Origin of the sequence: Bradyrhizobium sp. USDA 4538 (assembly GCF_024171045.1) — a bacterium.
Classification (GTDB): domain Bacteria; phylum Pseudomonadota; class Alphaproteobacteria; order Rhizobiales; family Xanthobacteraceae; genus Bradyrhizobium; species Bradyrhizobium australafricanum.
On the sequence record NZ_JALJZE010000001.1, the window covers coordinates 7,026,444 to 7,049,620 of the forward strand.

Below are 23,177 nucleotides of genomic sequence, written 5' to 3' on the forward strand. Positions count from 1 at the left end.
GCCCAAAGGAAAAGGCCCCGCCAGTCGGAACCCGGCAGGGCCTCTAATCAACGTCTTTTAGGAAAGCACCATGACTATACACGCTCGCGCCTCGCACCTCAATCGCGCGCTTCTGACACTGCGCGCATTCGATAGCGGAAAGCCGCCTGCTAGCCTCGCCGATCCTCTCGCGGGGCTGAAAACCCTTCCGCAATGGGTATTGTGGCGACTTGAGCAATACGACGGTGAACCGAAACCGCGCAAGGTTCCTTACGATCCAAAGACACTTCAACGCGCCGACACAACCAATCCGACCACATGGGCGAGCTTCGAAATCGCAACGAATATCGCAGAGGCTAATCCAGAATTCAGGATCGGTTTCGTTTTCACCCTGAACGATCCGTACATTTTCGTTGATCTTGATGGGTGCCGCGATCCGGACACCGGCATATATAACGACGAAGCAACCAATATCTTCACGCGGTTGTTTCCGGGCGTAGCAGCAGAGATTAGCCAATCGGGAACAGGCTTACACCTGATCATGCGAGGCGACAAAAGTCAGTTCGGCAATCGTCGCAACAAATGGGGCGGCCGATTTGAATTTTACCAGCACAATCGATTCGTCGCGATTGCAGGCAACGAATGGGTTGGGAACTCTGACCTAGAGCAAACGGCATCGCTGCAAACATTCCTGCCAGTTCGCGAATATGACCGCGACAATCAAGAAATTGAGACGATCCGCGATCCACGATGGGCGGGGCCGGAAGACGATCAAGAACTATTGGTTCGCATATTCGCATCCGATGACAAGATTTCAGACGATCGGCTTGCAGAGCTAAATGACACGATCATGCGCAATCCGAGTGATTGGTTTGCCAAGATCGAATTCGACAGGTTGAGCAAACGCGTTCCGTTCGCCGCGCTATGGAATGCCGATACCAAAGTGCTGAACCAGTTCTACCCGTCATCGACAGGACACCAATTCGACCACAGTGCGGCGGATTTGGCGCTGATGAATAAGCTGACGTTCTGGACCGGCAAAGATCATGTGCGAATGATCCGGCTTTTTAGCATGTCCGCGTTGGGCAAACGCGATAAATGGCTTAAGCGCGCGTACTACCGCAACAGGACGGCCAATAGCAGCTACGTGGCATGCCGCGACGTTTATCGCGGCACCAATCAAGAGCGGCGCGACAAGCAACGCAAAGAAAACGAGCGCATCGGCGAACAGCTTGAATTCGACACAACGACGAAGTTGATGACATTGGTCGAAATGGAAGCGAGCCTATTCTTCGTTAAGACCGGAAACAGCGGCGCTGTTGCCAGCGCAATCAATCGCGAAGTGTTGTCGATGAGCGTCGCGCGCAATTCATATGCGGCATCGTTGGAAACCGTAAAATACAAAGACGGTCGTAGCGGGCAGGAAAAAGAAAAAGTAGTTCCCGGCTTAGAACTGTGGTTGAAAAGCACCAAGCGAATGAACGTGGATGCTATCACATGGCTTCCGAATGGTGGTCCTGTCTGCGAACCGCCAGAAAGACCAGGCGAAAGCGCATTCAACGTTTGGCGCGGGCTGATCAAACCAACGTTTGCCGAGCACTTCATCACCGATGATCAGTTGCGGAACAGTTGGCTGTCTGTATGGCGCGAACACCTCGCCTATCTCATACCGATCGAAACGGAACGAAAGCGATTTGAACAGTGGCTTGCTCACATTCTGCGACACCCCGGCGAGAAGGTGGAAACCGGATGGTGTTTCGTGGCAACGCAAACCGGAATTGGCCGCAACTGGCTAAGTGGTGTCTTGTCCCGCGTACTGCGCGGCTATGTGCTCAACAATGCGATTTTAGACACGATCCTCGAAGGGAAATACAACGGTCGAATGTCGCGCAAATTGTTGATGGTCGTGGACGAAGCGCGAGCGGGAATGCGCGGTGCGAACAGTTGGGGATTGTCGGAAAAACTGAAAACAATGGTCAATGCCGACTACCGCGAGATCAACGAAAAACACGGATTGCAATGGGTTGAGCATAACGCGCTGCGCTGGCTCGTATTCAGCAACAATTGGGACGCGCTCCCGATCGAACAGAACGACCGTCGTTGGAACATTGTTGAAAACCCGACGCGACCGCAATCGACGGGTTACTACAATTTCATATACGAGAGAGCGAGACAGAATGAATTCATAGCCGCGGTGTGGGCGCATCTTTCCACGCTGTCGCTAGACGGCTTCAACATCGGCGCTCGCAGCATCGAAAACGACGCGCGTAAAAGAATGCTTTCGAACCTCGCAAATGAGGTTGAACAAGCCTTGGCGGAGTTTAAAGACCATTGGCAGGCGCAAGCGGCGCGTTTCGAGACGATCAAACAGTTTGTGAAGCATAGAATTCCGAACGTGAACGAAACTGCCATCCGAAGAAATCTATCGAAGCAAGAAATGCTTCTCTGCGAAAAGCGCGTCACCAAAGACAATGTTCGCTTGGTGATCATCCGCGATTTGAACGAGCAGCAAATTTACACCGACCCAGCGCTCTATGTGCAGTTCGCGAACATCGAAGCAAACAGGTTGCGGACAAATGGGCTTCTCCCGTTCACAGTTGCCTTCGCTTCATAATTTGGAACGGCGACAGCAGCGACAGGGCCTATATCCTTTAGGAAAAAATGTTTCCCCCGATACATCACTCTGTAGGGCTGTAGAGGGCTGTCGCCGCTGTCGCCGCGCTGTTAGGGGCGCGTGCTCATAAATCGCCATGTCGGCTTTACGCCCTGAAATCAGACATCGCCTGGCGTCCATGGCATGTCGGCTTTGGCCAATAACGGAAGCAATACGCCGAACAGTTCTTAGTTGTTAGCTCTGCTTCGCGGCGGCGTCCACGTCGTAGGGTGTCGCGCTGTGCGGGAGACCGTACTTTCTGATCACAGACCAGCCAATTCCATAGCCTATTGCCGCGCCAAACAGTGCAGAGAGAAAGATGGCGATCCGGGGGTCGGCGACGAATTGCCTGAAGAGCTTTCCACCAACCGTGTCCAGCAGACCGAAACACACGAAGCCGATGGATGCGAACAATAGTGTGACAGGGATTGTCGATCTGATGAAGCTCACGTTTGATCCAGTCGTTCTCAGCGCCACTCCCTTATGTCGCAAACTTACTAAAAGAGGATGGCCGTTCGGCTCTAAAACTTTATCAAAATCGCAAGCTCTAGTGTTCGGGTGGCGTGTCCGCTTCGCCCCTTTAGAGCAGACCGAATTACCCCACAATGAACCCCTGTAAAAAAGCGGCTGGTTATCGCGTTGATGTTGCGTGCGTTTGCACTGTCGCCTTGCTGTTTGCTGATTTGCTGCTCAGCGTAATTTGCGATGGTCGTTGCGATGATTATTGCGATCAGATGTTCTGATTACTTGTCGTGCACAAGTATTGATATTCATGCCGATATAAAAACAAGTAAATACGACAGTATAGAGATGATTATCGTGTTGAACGGCCCTCGCGACACAGCTATGCGTCAAAAGGTCACCGATCCGATGACCGGACCGGAGCAACACGTCAAAGGATCAGCCGATGCCTCTCCAAGCCAGCATGCAGAACACCTCGCGAGGCCGCATGTCCTCGCTCGTAAAGACCGAGACCGGAGCTTCCGTGAATGTGCTCTTTCGGGATGACCTTCCCCCGGAACTTGCTAAGCCCTTCGCAACGTTGCTCGCGGCACAGGAGGGCTTCAATGGCATCGTGAACAACAACGCCGCGACGCTTCTCCCGACCGTTGTCGATCAGCACAATCGGGTAGCGGTGGTAAACACCCTCCGCGCACCGTTTGGAGCGGCGCAGGCGGCTTTGATTGCCTATGGGCAGGTGACAGCCAAGGCACAGATTGAGGCTATGAGCGTCCCGCCCTCGAATGCCTCAAATCAGCCGATCCGAAATCGCGCCGTGCTCGCTTTCGACAACGCCGGGCTGCCGGACAAGGCGAGAATGCTTAGCGGATTTTCGTATCAGGCGTTGGCAGGGATCGTTGAGGCCGGGTGCCTCGATAACATCCCAGGCGCAGCGAACCCCTTGCCCGATGACATCGTTGGTATCGGAAAAGACCGGTACATGCTTCTCAACCACGCCGCCAAGACCGGAATCGCCGCCGATCACCCTTTAAGGCCATCGGCCGAAAATCCTGCACAGTTCGGGGTCGATGAGGCAGCCGTGCTTGCTGATGCGCAGACCGGCCTCAATAACCTCAAGGCACGCTCGCGTCATTTCGCCAATGGCACGCAAGTTTTGCGCGACATGATCGCCGCCGTAAGCTTGGCTTGCAGCGTGAATACCGACGACGCATTCGCGCTTCTGACCGGAAACTGATCCACACTCGACGGCTGGACGATGTTTGCTGCCATCGTCCAGCCTCCATCACGACAACCCCATAGGGTAATCATGGCGAACGACATTCACACCGCAATCTTGGACAAGCGTCGCAGGTGTTTTCATCTTGCTGACGGGACTGCAATAGAATTTAGCGCGATGCTCGATGCCGATTGCAACATCACTGACGACATGAACTCGGCAGTCATCGCGATTTATATGCTGGACGATGGGCGATACAAAGGCATCGATCTACGCTTGATGAGTGATGCAGACGGCAATGAACCGACGATGCGCCCGAATTGCCATCTCGAATGCGAAGCCGTCAATTTGCGCGAGCGTTTCTTTCGCCTTGATGATGACGGCATACTGAAAGCGCTACGTTGGACATCGATTTGCAGCCAACGAACAGCTGCGACGAAATGACGGTTGCCATCTTCCAGCTACCGGACGGGCTTTATCGTGGCGTAGATTTGCGGCTGTTCACAGAAGACCATCCTGACATGGTGGAAGCGCTGCACTGATGCGACGGCGCGGACCAACGTTGCCGCCCGTTGTCACGTTGCGCGCGGGTCAATTTATGGAAGCGCATGAAGTGCGCGAAGCACTGCGATGTAGCCGTGCTTCGCTCGCCCATTGGAGAAAAACGTTTGGCGCTCCGCAGTTTTCTGTGAAGAAAGGTCGGAGCGCCTTGGTTGAGACTTCTAGCGTTGCCGCGTGGCTTTACAATTTCCCCAATGTGAAGATTTTCTGGGTCTGAGCCATGAACAACGTGCCGACGCTAGACGCCCCTAAATCAAGCGACCGTGACGCGCAAGGACGGTGGTTAACAACACCGGGACGGCCGCGCGGCTCTCGCAATCGGTTGTCGTCAGAGATGCTCGCGAGCATCAAAGATATGGGGAAAGATGCAATTGTTAAGCTTCGCGATGCGCTCAACGATAAGGACAGTCCTTCGCACTGGAAGGCGCTGGAATTGATCCTGCGCTACTGCCTGCCACCGGCGCGCACCGTTGAATTGGACGATGCCGAACCCGAAACGATCAAGCAAGCTTTCATCGACGGAACGTTGAGTGCGGATGAGACCAAGGCAATCGCGATCGCAATGGAGAAACTTAAGAGTGTTGCGGATATCGGCGATATTCAGCGTCAATTGGAAGAACTAACCGCGCTTGTAGCAACTCAAAAGCAGAGCAAGTGAAACTCGCGTCCATCAAGAAACAGATTGCGGCATTACTGGCGGTTGTAAAGCCAGCCCATAGTTTGGCGGCAAGATTAGACGCTTTATCACCCGACGACCGTGCACACTATGAACGCTGGAAGACACGTCACGATGAATGGTTTGAGCGGTGCAAAGCGCGGCGTGATGACGAAATCGAAGTTGAAGCGCGGCCATATGCCCGAATGCTTGAAGGGTATGGACCGCCAACGATGCGCCGCGACGTGGAAACTGCACTATTCGGCGAAATGCCGCGAATTCTGAGCACGGCGAGCGACGATGATGCTGCAATAATCTACAGGATACTTCTAGATGAACAACGCTGACGACATACTTCCCGAAGGTTGGCACATGATCCACGTGGAGTACCCAACGCCAACCGTCTACACGTTTGGTGCTGAAATCGATCCGTACACATGGCAACCGATGCCATCAACGTTTAGATTCTTTGTAACTGCAAAGCAATTCGACCGTAAGCACGGCATGTATGAGACGAACAAGCGACCGATAATTCAACGCGTAATGGCGCTGATGCTCATTGATGGGATGCCCGATCCGTTTCGCATCGCTAAAGATGCTCTTGGGTATGACAATTTACTCGTTAACGGTGAGACGTTGCTCAAGATCATTACGTTTCATTCAATGCGCAACAGCAATCCGGGCGGCACATTTAAAGCTCGTGAGACTGGGCTGTTTTTCGAACAGTACACCAACCAGAAAAACGATGCTCTCGACTGGCTCGAAACGATTACTCCACGCGACCGTGCACGCGCCTTTATGAGCATCTTGAATGACGCAATCGACTGGCGAACACGATACGGCGCAGATTGATGAAAAGATGACGCGCGGACGCGACAATCTATCCACACTGCAATTCTACGAACGTGTTGAAGAGCGATGCATGTTCATCGCAACGTTGCCGCCATCGCAACACGACGCAGAGATTATAAAGCTCTGCAAAGAAACCGGTCTAACACCCGTAACCATCGCGCCAGTTGTCGAAAAATACGCCCATCGACGCCTGCCAGATTACACCGGACTGGCGAAGCAATTCATTGAACGTCTTGGACTGGCGCACGTTCACGCGATGATTTCAACTAACCACGGCATGCGCGAATTGAAAGCAGCGGTTCAAACCGCGCTCGCCGACGAACGATTAAGCCTCACAGGACCGCGCGTCGCGCTGTTCATCGACGCGATTAAGAGTTCGGCCCGGGGCGATTAGAAATCGTAATCTGTAATCTGTGGTCGCTTTCCGCCAAGTGTTCCAGATTCTTTGACCGCGCGCACAATTGCTCTCGTATGTGCGCGCTCCCAAGCTTCACGCGGTTCGTTCATCCGCGTAGCGCGTACGGTATCCGTGAACTGAAATTCGCCATGAGTAGGGCACTTCAGCGCGCGCTCGTCTGAAAAATCGCGTTCCATCTCTTGCGCGTCAAGATCGTTGCAAATTGGGCATTCCATTTCATGTGCCTCTGTTTCGGTAATCTTCACCGGTCAGAGGAAACGATAATGGTAATTGAAAGCTTAATGCCTCATTGAGATGCAACAAGCCTTGGGCGCGGCCGATCGATGACGATTTCCTGCAAGCGATCCGCCCACAGTTTCAAGGCTTCGCGCTTTTCATCGGCGTATTCATAGCGATTGTAGATCGCCGCGACACCGCTGACTTTGCCTGATTTGTGGTTCAGAATTGCTTCCGTGACTTCCTGTGTCACGCGAAGTTTCGCGAGTTCGGTCGAAACAGTCCGACGCAAATCATGCAAGTGCCAGTCCGGCAACGCCGGCTCGCCGCAATGCTTATCGAGCGCGATCTTTCCGTTGGAAAAGCCGCTGAATGGCGTGGTGCCGATCGTTGTGAATACGTAGTCCGACAGCTTGTCGGTTGAGATCGCTACTCGTGGCAACGCTTTGATGATCGTGGTTGCTAATTGCGGAAGCGGTACGATATGAGCGCGGCCGTTCTTCGTGCGTGATCCTTCAAACGTGATCGTATCGAGCGTTTCAGATAGTTCGGACCATTTCAGGTTGGCGATTTCGTCGCGTCGTTGTCCGGTCAACAAAAGCAGTTTGACCAACGAGCCAAACGGATTGCCGCATGCTGTTGCTGCATTCCAAACGGCTTTAATTTCGTCGTGAGAGAGAACGCGGTCCCGGCTTCGTGGTTTAGGAGGGGAGTGCGCGAGTTCGATCACATTGCGGCCAATTAGGCGTATGACGGCCTTCCATCGAAAGAAAGTGGACAAGAGCGCGAATGCGTTTCGCCGGGCACCGGGGTCTAGTTTGTCAATCAGCTTTTCAACGTCGCGATAATCGAGGGTTCGAATGTCCGTGACGTGCTTCCAGTGCGGTTTGATATCCGTCTTGATGATGCGGTCATATTCGTCCGCTGTGGATGCTTTGACCGGACGGCCTTTGAACCCGGTTGAGCGGGCGGCTTTCATGAATTCATCAAGCCAATATTCGAGGCTAAAGCGTTCGGTTTTCGATTGGCGCGGATCATGCCCGCGTTTGGCGTCGGCTTTCACGCGTTCGGCCAATGCTCGCGCTTCCGCGATGTTCAGGACTTGCTTGCTAGATGGCCGGTCGATCCGTTCTAGACCGGAACCTTCCTCGTCATAGCGGCCCAGGGTGACTTTTGCGGGCTTGCCGTCCAGCTTGGTTCGGACCGCCCATGACATCGATCCGGACGGCTGGACCACGAGGTAGAGGCCGCTCACAGCGTCGTCAGGGACTTCCTGACGGGCATCGGTGGCCTTCAAATTCTTAATGAACGTGGCGGCTTTCTTATGCTGTGCGGGGAGCATCGGTTTGTCCGGGTAACCGGCCGGGTAATTCCGGCGGCCTTATCGTGGCATACCGAACCATACACAAACCGATGCTCAATGGAACAGTAAACTACTGAATAAACAGCATTTTCACCGCTATAATCGCCGCAATCTGGCCGGGGTAAATCGAGCCATATTCGGCCAAACCTAATTACAAAACTGCTGCTCTACCGCTGAGCTAAGCCGGCGAATTGGGAATGATTTGCGCGCTCGCATAGCAGACTTGGCGCGCCAGAGCCAGAACCAAGGCTTGAACCGAGCAGGCGAGCAGCGATCGCGCCCCCGTATCGGCCCGACAGCAAAAGGCGGCCCGCGGGCCGCCTTTTGCGCCGTCGGCCTAATCAGCTGAGCTACTGGCAGGGATGCTGGCGGCCGTCGCTGCCGCGGAACCAGGTGCCGGGGGTGCAGACAAAGCCGTTCTGCCGCGCATATTCGGCGCCGCCGATCGGGGCGCGGGCATAGTCGGGGCCGCCAAACGGGGCGGTGGCGACCGCAGCCGCCGTGCCGACCGCGCCGCCGACGACGCCACCGGCCACGCGGGCCGCGGCGTCGACGGGCGCGAACGGGCCGGGGTCATAGCGGTTGTAGCTGCCCTGCCAGCCTTGGTCCCGCCGACCGATGCGCTGGTGATAGGCGGTGCGGGTGGTGCCCGGTGCCATCGCCTGGCATCGGGCGTCCGGCCAGGCATTCGAGCAGCGCGCGGGGGTGCCGATCGTCTGTTGCGCCATCGCCGGGCTCGCCAGCGCCGAGGCGAGCAGGGCTGCTGCGCCGAGGATTTTGAATTGTGTCATGCGAAATCTCCTCTCGTCGTCGAGAGCTAATCTCGCGGTGCCGTGCCTGTTCCAGCGCGGCCTTGCCCTGTGTTCAAAGCAGTGTGAAGTTCACCAGGTTCGTGCGCATGATGCGTTCCGGAGCATGCTGCCTTTGACGAGAATTGCGTGTACAGCGGTGAACGGACTGATGTCGGTGCCGACGCGGGGGATTGATGTTCGGAATTTTGAGTCTTGGCTTTCTGCTCGGCATGCAGCATGCGCTGGAGCCGGATCATATCGCGGCGGTATCGAGCATCGCGGCCCGCCGCAGCCATGTCGGTGACATCGTCAAGCACGGGCTGACCTGGGGACTTGGCCACACGCTCACTTTGTTCATCTTTGCCGGCGCCGCGATCCTGCTCGGGCGCGCGATCCCGGAAACGGTCGCACAGCCGATCGAGACCGCGGTCGGTATCATGCTGGTCGGCCTCGGCGCGCATGTGTGGTGGCGGCTGTGGCGCGACCGCGTGCACTTCCACACCCATTCGCACGGCGACGGCACGACGCACTTCCACGCCCACAGCCATGCCGGTGAAGCCGCATCCACCGTGGCGCTTGCGTCCACCGTGGCGCGTGCGTCCACCGTGCCGCACGTCCGCGCCGCGCACAGCCATGCGCACGGCTTCCGCTGGCGCACGCTCCTGGTCGGCCTGATGCACGGCATGGCCGGCTCGGCGGCGCTCCTGGTGCTGACGGTGTCGCAGGCCCCAAGTCCGGTGATCGGGCTCGGCTATGTCGCGCTGTTCGGCATCGGCTCCATGATCGGCATGGGCGTGCTGTCCAGCGTGATCGCGGTGCCGCTGGCAGCTTCGGCGCGCTGGCTGACCTGGGCCAATCGCGGCCTGCAAATGGCGGTCGGCGCGGTCACGATCGCGATCGGCGTCCACGCGATCGTCGAGAACGCCTTCACCTGACGGGTAGGCGGCTCTTTGTTTGAGCATGATCTCCGCGCAAACGCGTCCCGCGTTTGTCGCGAGGGAAATCCGCTTCGCACTTTTCCGGCTCATGCTCCCGGGCGCCCGTTAACGATTTCTGATTCCGCACGGCCGCATTGACCGGATGCCGATGCTTACGCGTTAGGCTTACCGGCAGTTTGGCCGGCGTCCTTAACCCTTCCGCCAAGCCGTTGGATTAGTTTGTGGTGGAACAATTCGGGACGCTGGGTGAACATGCGCGCAAGTCTTGCGCTGGCGATATTGGCTGCGATGAGCTCGACGGCGCTGGCCGGCGGCGGCTTCGACATTGTCGTGCCGGTGCGGCCCGGCGTGCCGATCATCATTAACGGCGTCGACGCCTCCTACGCCGTGGTCGAAAGCGCGATGGGGCTCGCTCGCAACGAGTCGATGGTGCCGACCGTCTATGGCGGCCGCCCGATCGATCCCCAGCCGAATGTCGGCCACTATTATCCGAGCCTCGGCCGCATGCCGGGTTACGGCCGCCTCGAGATCGAGCCGCCGGCCAACCGCCGCCTGCCCAAGCCGGCCGAGAGCTACCATCAATCGTGGGGCGCGGAATCGGCTCCGCTGCCGGCACAGTCCAACGTGCCGGTCGATCCGCCGCCGGTGATCTACGCGCCGGAGTTCAACGGGCCGCGGCCGCTGCCGCGCCCGTTCCCGCGGCCACCGCGACCCCGAGGATTCTGAAATCGACTGCCCGAAATCAAGAGCCCCGCGAAACGGGGATCCTGAATAGCCATCAAGAGCTACGCGACGACGAACAGAGAGACCTACAGGAGAGAGTAATGCGTCAAATGATCAAAGGACTGATTGCGGCGGTGGCCGTCATGGTGGCCGCGCCCGCAATGGCGTGCGGTTTCAACCCTTGCGGCTATTCCGCGCCCGTCGTGAATTACGGCTGCGGTGGTTGCGGTGGCTATGGCTACGGTTACGGTTACGGCGCCGTCGAACGTCTGCCCGACCCGGATGCCGCTTATCCCAGCGCGGCGCAGCAATACTATTACGTCAACCAGGGACCGACCTACACCGGTCCGGGCAACTGGGCACCGCGTCCGTACTACCGCGAAGGCTATGGTCGCCCGTATTACGGCTATCGCCGCTATGGTTACCGTCACTACGGCTACCGCCATCACTACGGCTATCGTTCGCACTACGGCTATCGCTACGGCCGCTACGGCCATCCGGTGCTGCGCCGCTACTATTGATCCGATCGTCAGTTCGAGACATCAGCGCCCGTTCGCGTCACGCGAGCGGGCGTTTGTCGTGTGTGCCGAGCATGACCGGCAGCTTGGAGGTGGAAGTCCTCTATCCAGCCTGATGACGGTGAAGGATTAGCGAAGCGCAAGGGCGTCATCGCGAGGTGGGGTCTGAAGGAAGCGTGGAGCAAAGCCGCGGCCCGATGGACAAAAACCGGATAACGAGGCCTACCCGGCCGGACGAGCGAGCACGTGATCGCGAAGTCCACGGTCATCAAGGGCCGGGGTGGTAAATCCGGCGGGCGTGCGGCGAAGGCGGTCGATCTTACCTCGGGAGATCTGCGCTGCGTCTCGGCAACGAGACTGAGGTCGTCGTAAGGCGATCTGACCGCAGTGCAGAAGTCAGCAGAGGGCATAGTAGGCGGAACGAGTTTCGCCGAAGGCCTGAACGCTGGAAGTGACGAGTAGATGCAGCGATATCGCATCGGCCATGCGACTGAATTCCGGGCAACTGGCCTCGGAACGGCGGGAAGGGGTGAAACCCTGACTGACGCTGATCAGAGGAGTCGAAGCTGGCGCGACGATTGCTGACACCCAAACTACGGCGGCAACAGAACAACTCTTGCCGCTTAATCCAGCGAACCGCCGTATACGGACCCGTATGTACGGTGGTGTGGGAGGGGAGGGGCTGCGAGGCTCCCCCCTATCCCGATTCACATCAGCCCGAGCCGGCTGGCGCCGATATAGAGCGCGAGCACACAGGCGTTCGACACGTTGAGGCTCTTGATCTCGCCGGGCATGTCGAGGCGGGCGACGAGGCGGCAGGTCTCGCGCGTCAATTGCCGCAAGCCCTTGCCTTCGGCGCCGAGCACCAGCGCGAGCGGCGCTTGCAGCGCGGCCTTGCCGAGATCCTCGGTGCCCTCGCTGTCGAGGCCGACGGTCTGGAAGCCGCGCTCGTTCAACTCGTTCAGCGCGCGCGCCAGGTTCTGCACGGTGACAACAGGCACCAACTCGAGCGCGCCGGAGGCGGACTTCGCCAGCACGCCGGTCGCCTCCGGGCTGTGACGGGCGGTGGTGACGATCGCCTTCACCGCGAACGCCGCGGCCGAGCGCAGGATGGCGCCGACATTGTGCGGATCGGTGATCTGGTCGAGCACCAGCACGATGCCCTCCAGCGCCAGCGTGTCGATGCCGGGCGAGGCCAGGGGATCGGCCTCCGCCAGGAGGCCCTGATGCACCGCATCGGGGGTGAGGCGCCGGTCGATCTCGCTGGGCCGGACGATCTCGGGGGTGACGCGGGTCGCGATGTCTTCGTCGGCGAGGCGCTTGGCCGCGTTCTCGGTGAGGTAAAGCTTGCGGATATGGCGGTCGGGGTTGGCAAGCGCCGCCGACACGGTGTGCCAGCCGTACAGAATCACCGGCCCGTCGGAACCGGATTCGCGTTCCCGCCGGGCCGGCGGGCGGCCGAATTTCGGCCCTTTTTGGAAGGGTTTACCGCCCTTGCCTCGGAAATTGGGTTTGCGGTCGCGATCGCTCATGTGAGGCTTGTGTCACGGCTCCTGAATATTGGCAATTTTACACAGCGTTTTCGAGCGAAGTGGGGTCCGGTTCGCGTGAAGAAAACGCGACAAAACAAGAATCTAGCCGCAAGACTCACTACTTTGGAACAGAGATCGCCCGAGCCTGCAAAAGTATCCCAATTAGATGGCTGGCTTGGTTGACTTTGGGGACCGCCTTCCCCCATAAACGCGCCCGACCGCGCACCCGCTTCGGGTCGGCCGGTTATCAGCGTCATTTCGATGACCGGTCCGCCGCCACTCGCGCGGCCGGTCTGATGCTGTTGGACGGGGGAGTGTCCCGAGTGGCAAAGGGAGCTGACTGTAAATCAGCCGCCTCATGGCTTCGCAGGTTCGAGTCCTGCCTCCCCCACCAGCCTTCGCTCGCTTCGCGAGCTACGGCTCGGCAGGCCGGGAAAACTCCATCGTAGCGAAGTGAGTGAAGGCTGCCACGCCATAGCCCGAAGGGCGACGGCGGGCTGTATCGGCGAGGCATGAGGCGCTTCGCGACCCACGGCTCGGCAAGCCCGGAAAACTCCATCGTAGCGACGTGAGCGAAGCTAGGCCACAGCCCGCTCATCCATTCGACACCCGCTTCTTCACCCTATCCGCGCAAACAGCTCCAGCCGCCGCCGGCGTTCCGTTGCTCGGCCCGCGAGTGCAATGGTAGATTGCGCCATTTCATGATTGAGCCGTTTCAGAGGATATGAAGAAAATTTTGCACTGGGACGCTTCTGCAGGAGATGACCCGGCGCTGATGGTTGCCTGCGTCATCTTGCTCGGGGTCTCGATCCTGGTTTCGATACCGGCATTTGTCGGTGGTGGCGGCCAGGCCGGAATCGATTTTTCATGTTTCTGGGGCGCGGGCGCGATGGCGCTCGAAGGCCATGCGGCGGCGGCCTACGATTGGGAGCAGCTGCATCAGCAACTTGTTCTCCGGGTGCAATCCCTCAATCACGCTCCGTATCCTTACGATCAGGTGCCGGTTCCGTTCTTTTATCCGCCGGTGTTTTTCCTGGTTCTGGCGCCGCTGGCGCTGCTGCCGTTTCCGGTTGCGTTCTGGGTCTGGAGCGCGGCAAAGCTGTCTTGCTGGCTGCTTGTCGCTCATGCCATCCGGCCACGCTCCGCCGCGCTGCTGCTGGCACTCGCTGCTCCGCCAGTATTCTACGACTTCATTTCCGGCCAAAGCGCACTGCTCGCCGCATCGCTGCTCGGCGGCATCCTGCTGACATTGGACAGGCGTCCGCTTCTCAGTGGAATCCTGATCGCGCTGCTCATCTTCAAACCTCAGTATGGCGTGCTGCTTCCCTTCGTGCTGATCGCCACCGGACGTTGGCGCGTCGTCATCACCGCCGCTCTGGTGATTCCGGTCCTCCTGCTGCTCGCCGGGCTGATCTTCGGTTGGGATACCTTCGATGGATTCCGCGCCGCCGCCACCTTCGCCACGACGCAATTCCACCTCAGTGGCGCGCTGCCATGGTACAAACTGCAGAGTATCTATGGGCTCTTGAGAGACGCCGGCCTCGGCTACGGTTTGGCGATGGCGGTCCACGTCGCCATCGCATCCGTGGTTGCGATTGGAGTGCTGATCCTGTGGCGCGGCCATGTCAGCTTCGCCGTAAAGGCCGCGAGCCTCCTGGCGGCAACGCCGCTGATTTCTCCTTACTTCGCGATCTACGATATGCCGATCCTGGTGGTCGCGTTGCTCTTTCTCATGAACGCCAGCGCGGGCCGCCTCGCGTCGCGTTCGGGTCGAAGCGCCTTCCGGATCGCTGTCAGCGTCGTCTTCGTATTGGGATACGCTTTCCCGTTCGTGCGCACGCCTCTCGGCCCCATGATGTGCGCAACCGTGATCGCGCTGATCTGGATGAGATACCGGCAAGAGGCCGGCGAGACAGCTACAGGCGAGGAGTTGCAAAAATCCGCGACCGTCGGAGGCTAGTGTTCCGATCGCGAACAGTCGCGAAGATCATTAGGATCAGCCGTCCTGCTGCGCTGGCGGCGTTGCCGTGCCGGGCACAGCCTCCGCGCCAACCGGGTGCCTGGTGCCCGACGGATCGTCGCGCTTGAGCATCGAGGCCCAGGCGAAAAATGGATAGGCCAAAAGCGCCAGGTACCTCGTGGGCATCGGATGATCGACGCCGAATGCCGTCGGCTTCTGCGCTTCCGGAAGATAGAGGCTGCCGAACAGCACATCGTAGAACGAGAACAGCCCGGCGTAGTTCTTGTCCCTGGCTTCCCGCTCGCTGCTGTGGTGCCAGTGATGAAACTCCGGCGACACCAGGACATGGCGTAGCGGGCCGTAGCCCAGGCGCACGTTGGCGTGCGCAAGCCAGGATTGCCAGTAGTAGATCGCAAGATAGGTCCCGATCGCCTCCGCGGAGAAACCGAGCGCGAACAGCGGGAACAGCGAACCAACCTTCATGAAGGTCACGTCAAGCGGGTGCTGGTGGATCGCGGCGAGCCAGTCCAGCTCTTCGACGGCGTGATGAACGGCATGGATGCGCCACATGGCGGGCACGACATGCAGGATGCGGTGGGTCCAGTAGATGCCGAGGTCCCCGATCACGATCGCGATCGGCGCCTGAGCCCAATACGGGAGATCGCTGACCGCCTGCTTGACGGCCGAGGGCAGGATCGATTGATTGACCAGCGTCGCCAGTGCGATGATCGCGGTCACGCCGATGAACACCAGCCAGCCGTTGAGAAACAGGAAGGCCATATCGGTCGAAAGACCACGCCTGAAGATCTTCTGCTGCCTCGCTGCAAAGAGTTGCTCGAACGGCACGAAGATCAGGGGCGCCAGCAAAAGCTGATATTGTTCCAATAACTCGCGCATTCAAATGGCCACGTGAAATGGCGACAGCCTACCACCCCGGTCCCCGATGGCGTCAATCGGAAACGAAACCCGGGTTGTGGGAGCGTTAATCAGCATCCCCGTGCCGCTACGGGGATCACCGGTGTCCGGGAGCCGGGTTCGTCCGCATGCCCCAATCCCACCGCGTCACTCCATCCTTGCGAACATCTCCACCAGCGTCTCGCGCAGCCAGCGTTGCGCGGGGACGGTGTCGTTGCGCTGGTGCCAGAACAGGCTGACGATGCGCGGCGGCGCCGGCAGCGGCACCGGCATGGCGTGCAGATGGGGCGCGTGGCGGGACTGGGCGCTGAGATCGCGCGGCAGCACGGCGATCAGGTCGGACTGGCGCACGATCTCGTAGGCGGCATTGTAGTGGTTGACGGTCGCGACCAGATTGCGCGACAGCCCGCGCGAGGCGAGAAACTGGTCGTAGGTCGGCAGCGTCTTGCCGGCGAGGCTGACATCGACATGCTTGGCGGCAAGGAAGCTCCGGGTGTTGAGCCGCTTCTGCCTGGCCAGCGGATGGTCCCGCCGCATCATGCAGGCATATTCGACGGTCCACAGCGAGCGTGAGCGGATCACGGCCGGCGGCTGCTGCGCCTCGTTGACATAGACGCTGAGCACGCAATCGACGCGGTTGTCCTCGAGCCGGTCGCCGATCTCCAGGATGGTGTTGGGCACGGTGTGGATGCGCGCGGACGGCGCTACTTCGCTGAAGCGGTTGAGCAGCCGCGGCATCACCAGCGAAGATACGTAGTCCGACATCGACAGGATGAATTCGGCCTGGGTCTGTCGCGGATCGAAGGCGTCCTCGTCGAGCGCGTGGCGGACATGTTCGAGAGCATCGCCAATCGGCTGCCACAGCGCCACGGCGCGCTGCGTCGGGCGGATCCCGCTCGCGGTGCGCACGAACAAGGGATCGCCCAGCGCGTCGCGCAGCCGCGCGAGCGCGTTGCTGACCGCGGGCTGCGTCATGGTCAGCGCGCTGGCGGCGCGCGTGACGCTGCCCTCGGTCATCAGCGCCTCGAAGACTTTCAGCAGGTTGAGGTCGAGCGTGCGGAAGGACACGAGCAATATTCACGGGGGTGATGTGCTAGATAACGATTATAAATTATTCGGATAATATTGCTTTGTCTATCATTCCCCGGCTGCCCCTGTGGCGCGTGCCGCTGCGGGGCGAGGGGGACTTTCATGTCGATGATCTCGGCGCGCATCGAGCGCCTGCCGTTCGCGCGGTTCCATGTGCACCTGCTGCTGATGGGCGGCCTCGGCTATCTCTTTGACGCGATGGATGCCGCCGTGCTGGCGTTCATCCTGCCGGTGCTGCGCACCGCCTGGGGGCTGACCAATGTCGAGACCGGCGTGCTCGGCAGCAGCACCTTCGTCGGTTATCTGTTCGGCGCGCTGCTCGCGGGCACGCTGGGCGATCTGATCGGCCGCCGCGCGGTGATGATGTCGGCGCTCGCGCTCTACAGCGCGGCCTCGCTGGTCAGCGCGGCGGTGGACAGCTGGCCGGCGTTCTTTGCCGCCCGCGTCGTCGCCGGCATGGGCACCGGCGCGGAGAGCGCGATCATCGCACCGTACCTCGCGTAGTTCGTGGCGCGACGTTACCGCGGTGCCTTCACCGGCGCGCTGGCGGGCTTCTTCTCGTTCGGCTTCGTCGCCGCCGCCTTGCTCGGCTATTTCATCGTGCCCGCCTACGAGAACGGCTGGCGCATCGTGCTGGTCATCACGGCCGTGCCTGTCGTGATGCTGCTGTGGTGGCGGAGATCGCTGCCGGAATCGCCGCGCTGGCTGGAAAGCCGGGGCAGGGCGAAGGAAGCCGAAGCAGTGCTCGACCGGATCGAGGCGAGCTTCGCGCGAGAGGGCCGTGCGCTGCCGCCTGCGGTCGCCGAGCCGGCCACGCCAGTCGCCTCGTCGGGAACGCTGTCGAGCAATTTTGCCGCGCTGCTCGCCGGCCGGCAGGCGCGCATCACCACCATGACCTGGATCATGTGGCTGTCGATCACCTTCAGCTACTATTCCTTCTTCGTCTGGATTCCCGGCCTCTTGGTGCAGAACGGCATGAGCATCACCAAGAGTTTCGGCTATTCGCTCGCGATGTATTGCGCGCAGGTACCGGGCTATTTCACCGCCGCCTTTTTCAATGAGCGGATCGGACGGCAGGCGACGATTGCGACCTATATGCTGCTCGGCGGCGTCAGCGCGCTCGGGCTCGCCTTTGCCAAGAGCGATGCGGAGATCATGACGGCCGGCCTGCTGCTGTCGTTCTTCATGAACGGCACCTATGCGGGCGTCTATGCCTACACGGCCGAAGTGTTTCCGACATCGATCCGGACCACGGGTGCCGGGCTTGCCTCCGCGATCGGCCGCATCGGCGCGATCGTGGCGCCGATCCTGGTCGGCTACCTCTACCCGAATTTCGGCTTTGCCGGCGTGTTCGGCGTCACCACGTCCGTCCTCCTGATTGGCGCGCTGACCGTGGTGCTGATGGGCGTGCCGACGCGCGGCCGGTCGCTGGAAGACATCGCAAGCGAAGCCGCGTGATCGCGGCGCCTGGGAGATCATCATGGCTACGACCCTCTTCAAGAATGCCGCGCTGCTCGATCCGCTGCGGCCCGATCTGCTCGAGGGCCACCACGTGCTGGTCGAGGACCGCCTGATCAAGGAAGTGTCGGATCGGCCGATCGAGGCTTCCGCCGATCGGGTCGTCGACCTCAAGGGCAAGACCCTGATGCCCGGCTTGATCGACCTGCATGTGCATGCGGTTGCGGTCGAACTCGATTTGTCGCAGCAGGCGCGGATGGCCAACGTGCTGGTGACGCTGCGTTCGACCATGCTGTCGCGCAGCATGCTGAAGCGCGGCTTCACCACCGTGCGCGATGCCGGCGGCGCCGGCTATGCGCTGAAGCAGGCGATCGACACCGGCCTCACCGACGGTCCGCGGCTGTTCGTCTCCGGCCGCGCGCTCAGCCAGACCGGCGGCCACGGCGACGGGCGCGCCCGCTCGGACTATCTGGCCGACCCGACCTGCTCCTGCTGCGTGCGGGTCGGCGCCATCGCGCGCGTCGTCGACGGCGTCGACGCGGTGCGCAAGGCGGTGCGCGAGGAACTGCAGATGGGCGCCGACCAGATCAAGATCATGGCGTCCGGCGGCGTTGCGTCGCCGACCGATCCGATCGGCGCCTACGGCTATTCCGAGGACGAGATCCGCGCCATCGTCGCCGAGGCGAGGGCGCGGCACACCTATGTGCTGGCCCACGCCTACACGGCGGAGGCGATCGAGCGGGCGATACGCTGCGGCGTGCGCACCATCGAGCATGGCAACCTGGTCGATCTTCCGACCGCGCGCCTGATGGCGGAGCAGGGCGCTTATGTGGTCCCGACCCTGGTCACCTACGAAGCATTGGCAAACGAAGGCGCGAAATACGGCCTGCCTGCGGCGAGCGTCGCCAAGATCGCCGACGTGCGCGACGCCGGGCTGCGCTCGCTCGCGATCTACCGCGAGGCCGGGGTCAAGATGGGATTTGGCACCGATCTGCTCGGACCATCGCAGCGCCTGCAGAGCGACGAATTCCGGATCCGGGCCGAGCTGCTCGGCCCGCAGGCGGTGATCGCCAGCGCGACCATTGTCGGCGCCGAGGTGCTCGGCATGGAAGGCAAGCTCGGCCGCATCGCGCCGGAGGCGTTTGCCGATCTGCTGGTGGTCGAGGGTAACCCGCTGCGCGACGTGACATGCCTGCTCGGCCAGGGCGAGCAAATCCCGCTGGTGATGAAGGCCGGCAAGGCCGAGGTGGATAGGTTGGGCGGGTAGGGTACGCTAGCCTGCCGCCGCAGGGGCGCACGGCCAAAATATCGAAAACAACCCCATGCAAAGTAGCGGGCGCCTGCCGGCGAACACGACAGCTTGACGCGTCGGGCAAATCAGCGGCATTATTCCATTATACAGAAATCATGCAGCTTCGCTCGTCTCGACCCCGCACGCGGGGCGAGGTGAAGCGGCCTCACCACACCACGCGGAGGCCGGCGGTGCCCTTGTAGCTGTGGTTGTCACCGGCGTCCTGCAGGCTGGCGCGGTAGGTCGCTTCGCCGAACACGGTGTAGCGGCCGCCCGCCCAGCTGTAGCTGCCGCCACCGCCGATCGAGCCCCAGAGCCGGTCGTTGGCGCTGGCGAAGCCGGTGCCCGCGACGTCGACGTTGGTGCCGTCGAGGAATTCGTAGTGCAGGTTGCCGATCGCGTAGAGGTCGGAGCGGGCGCCGTCGCTCCAGCTCTTCCGGTGATTGAGCGACAACCCGACGCGGCCGAGCAGGCTGTCGGCATTGCCGAGCGAGACCAGCGCGCCGAAGCGGTCGGTGAAGCCGTCGAAATCGACCTTCGAATAGGCGAGCTGCGCCTGCGGTGTCAGCGAAAACCCGTTGCCGATAGTGAACCGCTTGCCGCCCTCGACGCTGAACGCGTAACCGAGGCCTTCATCGCCGTGAGTCATGCTGCCGACGAGATCGGAGGTGAGATCGCCGCGATAGAACATGGTCTGCATCTGGCCGTCGATGTAGACGCCGTTGTCGCCGTACCAGGTCGCGGTGGCGCCGACGCCGGTGCCCTCGGCGCGGATGCGGCCGTTGCCGAAGAACGAATTCACGTATGCCGTCGTCAGGCCGTATTGCAGCGTGAGGCCGACGATCAGGCGGCCGTAATTGTTCTCGAGCGCGAGGCCGTCGAGTCCGGCCTGCGCCTTGAAGTCATCGCTGCTCAAGGTCGAGCCCGTGGTGTTCGACGGCCGCAGGCTGGTTTGACCGCCCTCGATGCGCCCCCAGAACGCCGATTGCGTCCATGAGCTGTCGGCCGTTGCCGCCGGCGTGACGCCCATCCGCGCCATCGCTTCGCTCGGGCCGCTATTGCCGCCCCAATAGCGGTTGCCGACGCGCTCCTGCAGCGAAGGCAGCGCGTTCATGCCGAGCAGCACCTGGGCGTAGTTCTCGTAAAGCGGCACGCCGGGCTGGTACAGCGGACCCGCGGGCGCGCCCCGCGGCGTCGGCGCGGTTGGATCGCTCGACGGTACCAGGCTGGAGCGCAGATACCAGTCGCCATCCGCCGGCGTCGCGATGCCGTTCTTCTGCAGCGTATAGGCATAGGCGCCGGCGACGATCGCCTGCTGACCCTGCAACGAATAATTGCCCGCCAGCGCGAAGACGCCGTTGGAGGCGCCGGTGACGTCGATCAGCTTGATGCCGTCGGCGGTCTGCGCGCCGCCGCCGCCGGCATTGTTGATCCGCACCGTCGAAGTACCCGACGTGCTTGCCGCGACCAGGCGGTCGGTCGCCGAACCGTCGCCGCCGAGCACGGTGTTGAACAGCAGCGTGCCGCCATTGCCGGCATAATTGCCGGCGACCGTCAGCGTCGTGCCGGGCGCCGCGCCGAACCGCAACGCGCCGGCGTTGCTGAATCCGCCGATGGTCTGGTTGAGGCCGTTGAGGTCGATCGTGGCGCCGGCGCCAGCGGTGATGGCAGACGCCGCGCTGAACGCATTGACCGCGCCGGCTTGCAGCGTGCCGCCGGTTACCGTGGTCGCGCCGCTATAGGTGTTGACGCCGGACAGGATCTGCGTGCCGCCGGTCAGCGCAAGCCCGCCGGTGCCGCCGATGGCTCCGGAGAACGTGTCGCTGGCATTGGTGATGGTCAGCGTCTTGGTACCGAGCGCGACATTGCCGCTGCCGGCGAGGCTCTGGATGCTGGTGCCGGCGCTTGTGAGGCCGGAGATGTCGAACGCCGAATTCGCCACCACATGGCTGGAATTGCTGATCGATCCTGCGCCCGTCAGCGCCAGCGTGCCCGCGGAGATCGTGGTCACGCCGCTATAGGTGTTGGCGCCGGACAGTGTCTCGGTGCCGCCAGCAAGCGTCAGGGCACCGCTGCCGCCGATCACGCCGGCGAACGTGTCGTTCGCGGCGGTCAGCGTCAGCGTCTTGGCGCCGAGGTCGACGCTGCCTGACCCCGACAGCCGCTGGATGCTGGTGCCTGCGCCGGAAAGGCCGGCGATGCTGAACGTGCCGTTCGCGATCACCTGGCTGGAAGCGGCGATGTCGCCGCCGCCGGTCAGCGCCAGCGTGCCGCCCGCGATCGTTGTCGCGCCGCTATAGGCCTGCACGCCTGATAGAGCCTGCGTGCCGCCGCTCACTTGCAGCCCGCCGATGCCGCTGATCGCGCCGGCAAACGTATCGTTCGCATTGGTAATGATCAGGTCCTTGGCGCCCAGCGTGACGCTGCCGGCGCTGCTGCCGGCGAGGCTCTTGATGTGCGCGTTGGGGTCCGAGATGACCGAAATATCGAAGTCGGCGTTATCGACCACCCGGCTCGAGGTGGCGACGGCATTACCGGAGCCGGCGGCGCCAGACAGCCGGAACGTGCCTTGCTGGATCACCGTGTCGCCGGTGTAGCTGTTGCCGACGCCGGTGAAGTTGAAGATCCCGGCGCCGGTCTTGGTCAAGCCGCCGACGCCGCTGAAGCCATTGGCCTGGAGGACGGTGAACCCATTGCTATCGATGGTCAGTCCGCCCGCGGCGAGGTTGTTCTGGGCAGCCGTTCCGCTGGAGACAATGGGGGTGTTGATGGCCGCGCGGAACGTGGCGTTGTCAAAATTCACCCGGCCGTTCGCGTTGCCGACGCTGATGCCGAAGCCGTGATTTATCAGTGTGGCATTGCTGACATTGAGCGTGCCAGTGCCGCCCCCAACCGCGGTGCCGAGTATGATTCGGCTTGTAAAGTTGACGGTCGCGCCGTCGGTGACGTTGAGGGTGCCCGTACCGGAAAGGCTGACGGTGATCGTAGTGGCGTTCCACTGCGATCCGGCTCCCGTTACTGTGACGGTCGCCGTACCGCCTGTGGTATTGGAAATCCCGGACGTGCCGCTTGTCAGCGTGCTGCCGTTTTGAATTGTGAGGTGGGTCGTTCCGCCAGCCGCGCTCTGAACATTGAAACTGCCGGCGGTGCCGATCGCCCCAGGGGTCACGCCGAGAACGACGTTTGAGCCCGGCGTAATAACCACCGTAGCACCGCCGGCCGGAGCCGCTCCGGTGTTCCAGTTCGAGCCCACCGTCCAGTCGTTGCTGGTGGCGCCGGTCCAGGTCTGCGCCGCCGCCGAGCCCGGCATCAGCGCCGCGAGCGTGGCGACCGAGGCGCTCAGCAGCAGCAGGCGCTGGAAGTCCGCGCGGGTGCGGGATTGCGATGCAGTCCGGCGTGGATTGAGTGTGGTGTCACCAACGTGTCGTGCGATTGTCGCAGCCCCGATGCATTCGCGCATGGCGCTCAGCCCCTTGTTCTTGCCGCTGCCCGACAGGTTGCATTCCGGCAAACATTCGCCGGCAGCGGATGGGCGGCACGGTATGTGACTCACTGTGAGCAAACAAATGAAGCTTGGCGTTCCCCAA

19 protein-coding genes, 1 tRNA gene and 1 pseudogene are annotated in these 23,177 nt (G+C 61.1%); 14 read left to right on the forward strand and 7 right to left on the reverse strand.

Going from position 1 to position 23,177, the window contains the following annotated elements; translation table 11 throughout:
* The first annotated feature begins 70 nt into the window (after nt 1–70).
* Entirely contained in the window at nt 71–2,593 is a 2,523-nt protein-coding gene (locus J2R78_RS32095) for a DUF5906 domain-containing protein (RefSeq protein ID WP_253608085.1), read from the forward strand.
* Between the two features lie 234 nt (nt 2,594–2,827).
* Here J2R78_RS32095 and J2R78_RS32100 read toward each other — a convergent pair whose 3' ends face one another.
* Entirely contained in the window at nt 2,828–3,082 is a 255-nt protein-coding gene (locus J2R78_RS32100; protein WP_253608086.1) for a hypothetical protein, read from the reverse strand.
* Between the two features lie 499 nt (nt 3,083–3,581).
* Here J2R78_RS32100 and J2R78_RS32105 point away from each other — a divergent pair, with 499 nt between their 5' ends.
* From J2R78_RS32105 to J2R78_RS32130, 6 genes are all read left to right on the forward strand, one after another.
* A complete protein-coding gene (locus tag J2R78_RS32105; protein ID WP_253608088.1) occupies nt 3,582–4,328 on the forward strand; it encodes a hypothetical protein in 747 nt (248 codons plus the stop codon).
* Nucleotides 4,329–4,400: 72 nt separating this feature from the next.
* Nucleotides 4,401–4,754, forward strand: coding sequence for a hypothetical protein (locus J2R78_RS32110; protein WP_253608089.1), 354 nt, complete (start codon nt 4,401–4,403; stop codon nt 4,752–4,754).
* 337 nt (nt 4,755–5,091) lie between these two features.
* Entirely contained in the window at nt 5,092–5,529 is a 438-nt protein-coding gene (locus tag J2R78_RS32115) for a hypothetical protein (protein WP_253608090.1), read from the forward strand.
* A complete protein-coding gene (locus tag J2R78_RS32120; protein ID WP_253608091.1) occupies nt 5,526–5,873 on the forward strand; it encodes a hypothetical protein in 348 nt (115 codons plus the stop codon). The genes J2R78_RS32115 and J2R78_RS32120 overlap by 4 nt, the downstream gene beginning before the upstream one ends.
* Entirely contained in the window at nt 5,860–6,378 is a 519-nt protein-coding gene (locus J2R78_RS32125; RefSeq protein ID WP_253608092.1) for a hypothetical protein, read from the forward strand. The genes J2R78_RS32120 and J2R78_RS32125 overlap by 14 nt, the downstream gene beginning before the upstream one ends.
* Nucleotides 6,338–6,772: a hypothetical protein gene (locus tag J2R78_RS32130; protein ID WP_253608093.1), complete on the forward strand. Its 435-nt coding sequence runs from the start codon at nt 6,338–6,340 to the stop codon at nt 6,770–6,772. The genes J2R78_RS32125 and J2R78_RS32130 overlap by 41 nt, the downstream gene beginning before the upstream one ends.
* Nucleotides 6,773–7,082: 310 nt before the next feature.
* Here J2R78_RS32130 and J2R78_RS32135 read toward each other — a convergent pair whose 3' ends face one another.
* Entirely contained in the window at nt 7,083–8,354 is a 1,272-nt protein-coding gene (locus J2R78_RS32135) for a site-specific integrase (RefSeq protein WP_253608094.1), read from the reverse strand.
* Between the two features lie 371 nt (nt 8,355–8,725).
* Nucleotides 8,726–9,166 carry a hypothetical protein gene (locus J2R78_RS32140; protein ID WP_253608095.1) on the reverse strand — a complete coding sequence of 147 codons (441 nt, stop codon included), beginning with the start codon at nt 9,164–9,166 and terminating at the stop codon, nt 8,726–8,728.
* Between the two features lie 194 nt (nt 9,167–9,360).
* Between J2R78_RS32140 and J2R78_RS32145 the strand changes: the two genes are divergently transcribed.
* From J2R78_RS32145 to J2R78_RS32155, 3 genes are all read left to right on the forward strand, one after another.
* Nucleotides 9,361–10,101 carry an urease accessory protein gene (locus J2R78_RS32145; protein WP_057019619.1) on the forward strand — a complete coding sequence of 247 codons (741 nt, stop codon included), beginning with the start codon at nt 9,361–9,363 and terminating at the stop codon, nt 10,099–10,101.
* A gap of 255 nt (nt 10,102–10,356) precedes the next feature.
* Nucleotides 10,357–10,830 (forward strand): hypothetical protein, encoded by a 474-nt coding sequence (locus tag J2R78_RS32150; RefSeq protein ID WP_057019618.1) that lies wholly within the window; start codon nt 10,357–10,359, stop codon nt 10,828–10,830.
* 98 nt (nt 10,831–10,928) lie between these two features.
* Complete coding sequence (locus J2R78_RS32155; protein ID WP_253608096.1) at nt 10,929–11,348, forward strand: hypothetical protein; 420 nt, start codon at nt 10,929–10,931, stop codon at nt 11,346–11,348.
* Nucleotides 11,349–12,052: 704 nt separating this feature from the next.
* Here the strand turns inward: J2R78_RS32155 and rlmB are convergent.
* Nucleotides 12,053–12,877, reverse strand: coding sequence for a 23S rRNA (guanosine(2251)-2'-O)-methyltransferase RlmB (gene rlmB / locus J2R78_RS32160; protein WP_253608097.1), 825 nt, complete (start codon nt 12,875–12,877; stop codon nt 12,053–12,055).
* A gap of 308 nt (nt 12,878–13,185) precedes the next feature.
* On the opposite strand from rlmB, the gene J2R78_RS32165 reads away from it, so the two are divergent.
* A tRNA-Tyr gene (locus tag J2R78_RS32165) sits at nt 13,186–13,271 on the forward strand.
* A gap of 381 nt (nt 13,272–13,652) precedes the next feature.
* Nucleotides 13,653–14,837, forward strand: a complete 1,185-nt coding sequence (locus J2R78_RS32170; RefSeq protein WP_253608098.1) for a glycosyltransferase family 87 protein — start codon at nt 13,653–13,655, stop codon at nt 14,835–14,837.
* Nucleotides 14,838–14,873: 36 nt separating this feature from the next.
* On the opposite strand, the gene J2R78_RS32175 is transcribed toward J2R78_RS32170, so the two are convergent.
* On the reverse strand, nt 14,874–15,734 hold the full coding sequence (locus J2R78_RS32175; protein ID WP_253608099.1) for a sterol desaturase family protein: 861 nt from the start codon (nt 15,732–15,734) through the stop codon (nt 14,874–14,876).
* A 165-nt stretch (nt 15,735–15,899) separates the two neighbouring features.
* Nucleotides 15,900–16,826: a LysR family transcriptional regulator gene (locus J2R78_RS32180; protein ID WP_018272230.1), complete on the reverse strand. Its 927-nt coding sequence runs from the start codon at nt 16,824–16,826 to the stop codon at nt 15,900–15,902.
* 183 nt (nt 16,827–17,009) lie between these two features.
* Here J2R78_RS32180 and J2R78_RS32185 point away from each other — a divergent pair.
* Both J2R78_RS32185 and J2R78_RS32190 read left to right on the forward strand, forming a co-directional pair.
* Nucleotides 17,010–18,299 (forward strand): annotated as a pseudogene (locus J2R78_RS32185) (MFS transporter).
* Between the two features lie 22 nt (nt 18,300–18,321).
* A complete protein-coding gene (locus J2R78_RS32190; protein ID WP_253608100.1) occupies nt 18,322–19,566 on the forward strand; it encodes an amidohydrolase family protein in 1,245 nt (414 codons plus the stop codon).
* 190 nt (nt 19,567–19,756) lie between these two features.
* Here J2R78_RS32190 and J2R78_RS32195 read toward each other — a convergent pair whose 3' ends face one another.
* Entirely contained in the window at nt 19,757–23,101 is a 3,345-nt protein-coding gene (locus tag J2R78_RS32195; RefSeq protein WP_253608101.1) for an autotransporter outer membrane beta-barrel domain-containing protein, read from the reverse strand.
* Nucleotides 23,102–23,177: the final 76 nt, after the last annotated feature.

Excerpts from the sequence above, each read along its gene's own strand:
- J2R78_RS32095 (WP_253608085.1), top strand. The coding sequence starts at position 71 with ATGACTATACACGCTCGCGCCTCGCACCTCAATCGCGCGCTTCTGACA.
- J2R78_RS32105 (WP_253608088.1), top strand. The coding sequence starts at position 3,582 with ATGTCCTCGCTCGTAAAGACCGAGACCGGAGCTTCCGTGAATGTGCTC.
- J2R78_RS32110 (WP_253608089.1), top strand. The coding sequence starts at position 4,401 with ATGGCGAACGACATTCACACCGCAATCTTGGACAAGCGTCGCAGGTGT.
- J2R78_RS32115 (WP_253608090.1), top strand. The coding sequence starts at position 5,092 with ATGAACAACGTGCCGACGCTAGACGCCCCTAAATCAAGCGACCGTGAC.
- J2R78_RS32125 (WP_253608092.1), top strand. The coding sequence starts at position 5,860 with ATGAACAACGCTGACGACATACTTCCCGAAGGTTGGCACATGATCCAC.
- J2R78_RS32130 (WP_253608093.1), top strand. The coding sequence starts at position 6,338 with ATGACGCAATCGACTGGCGAACACGATACGGCGCAGATTGATGAAAAG.
- J2R78_RS32135 (WP_253608094.1), bottom strand. The coding sequence starts at position 8,354 with ATGCTCCCCGCACAGCATAAGAAAGCCGCCACGTTCATTAAGAATTTG.
- J2R78_RS32140 (WP_253608095.1), bottom strand. The coding sequence starts at position 9,166 with ATGACACAATTCAAAATCCTCGGCGCAGCAGCCCTGCTCGCCTCGGCG.
- J2R78_RS32145 (WP_057019619.1), top strand. The coding sequence starts at position 9,361 with ATGTTCGGAATTTTGAGTCTTGGCTTTCTGCTCGGCATGCAGCATGCG.
- J2R78_RS32150 (WP_057019618.1), top strand. The coding sequence starts at position 10,357 with ATGCGCGCAAGTCTTGCGCTGGCGATATTGGCTGCGATGAGCTCGACG.
- J2R78_RS32155 (WP_253608096.1), top strand. The coding sequence starts at position 10,929 with ATGCGTCAAATGATCAAAGGACTGATTGCGGCGGTGGCCGTCATGGTG.
- rlmB (WP_253608097.1), bottom strand. The coding sequence starts at position 12,877 with ATGAGCGATCGCGACCGCAAACCCAATTTCCGAGGCAAGGGCGGTAAA.
- J2R78_RS32170 (WP_253608098.1), top strand. The coding sequence starts at position 13,653 with ATGGTTGCCTGCGTCATCTTGCTCGGGGTCTCGATCCTGGTTTCGATA.
- J2R78_RS32175 (WP_253608099.1), bottom strand. The coding sequence starts at position 15,734 with ATGCGCGAGTTATTGGAACAATATCAGCTTTTGCTGGCGCCCCTGATC.
- J2R78_RS32190 (WP_253608100.1), top strand. The coding sequence starts at position 18,322 with ATGGCTACGACCCTCTTCAAGAATGCCGCGCTGCTCGATCCGCTGCGG.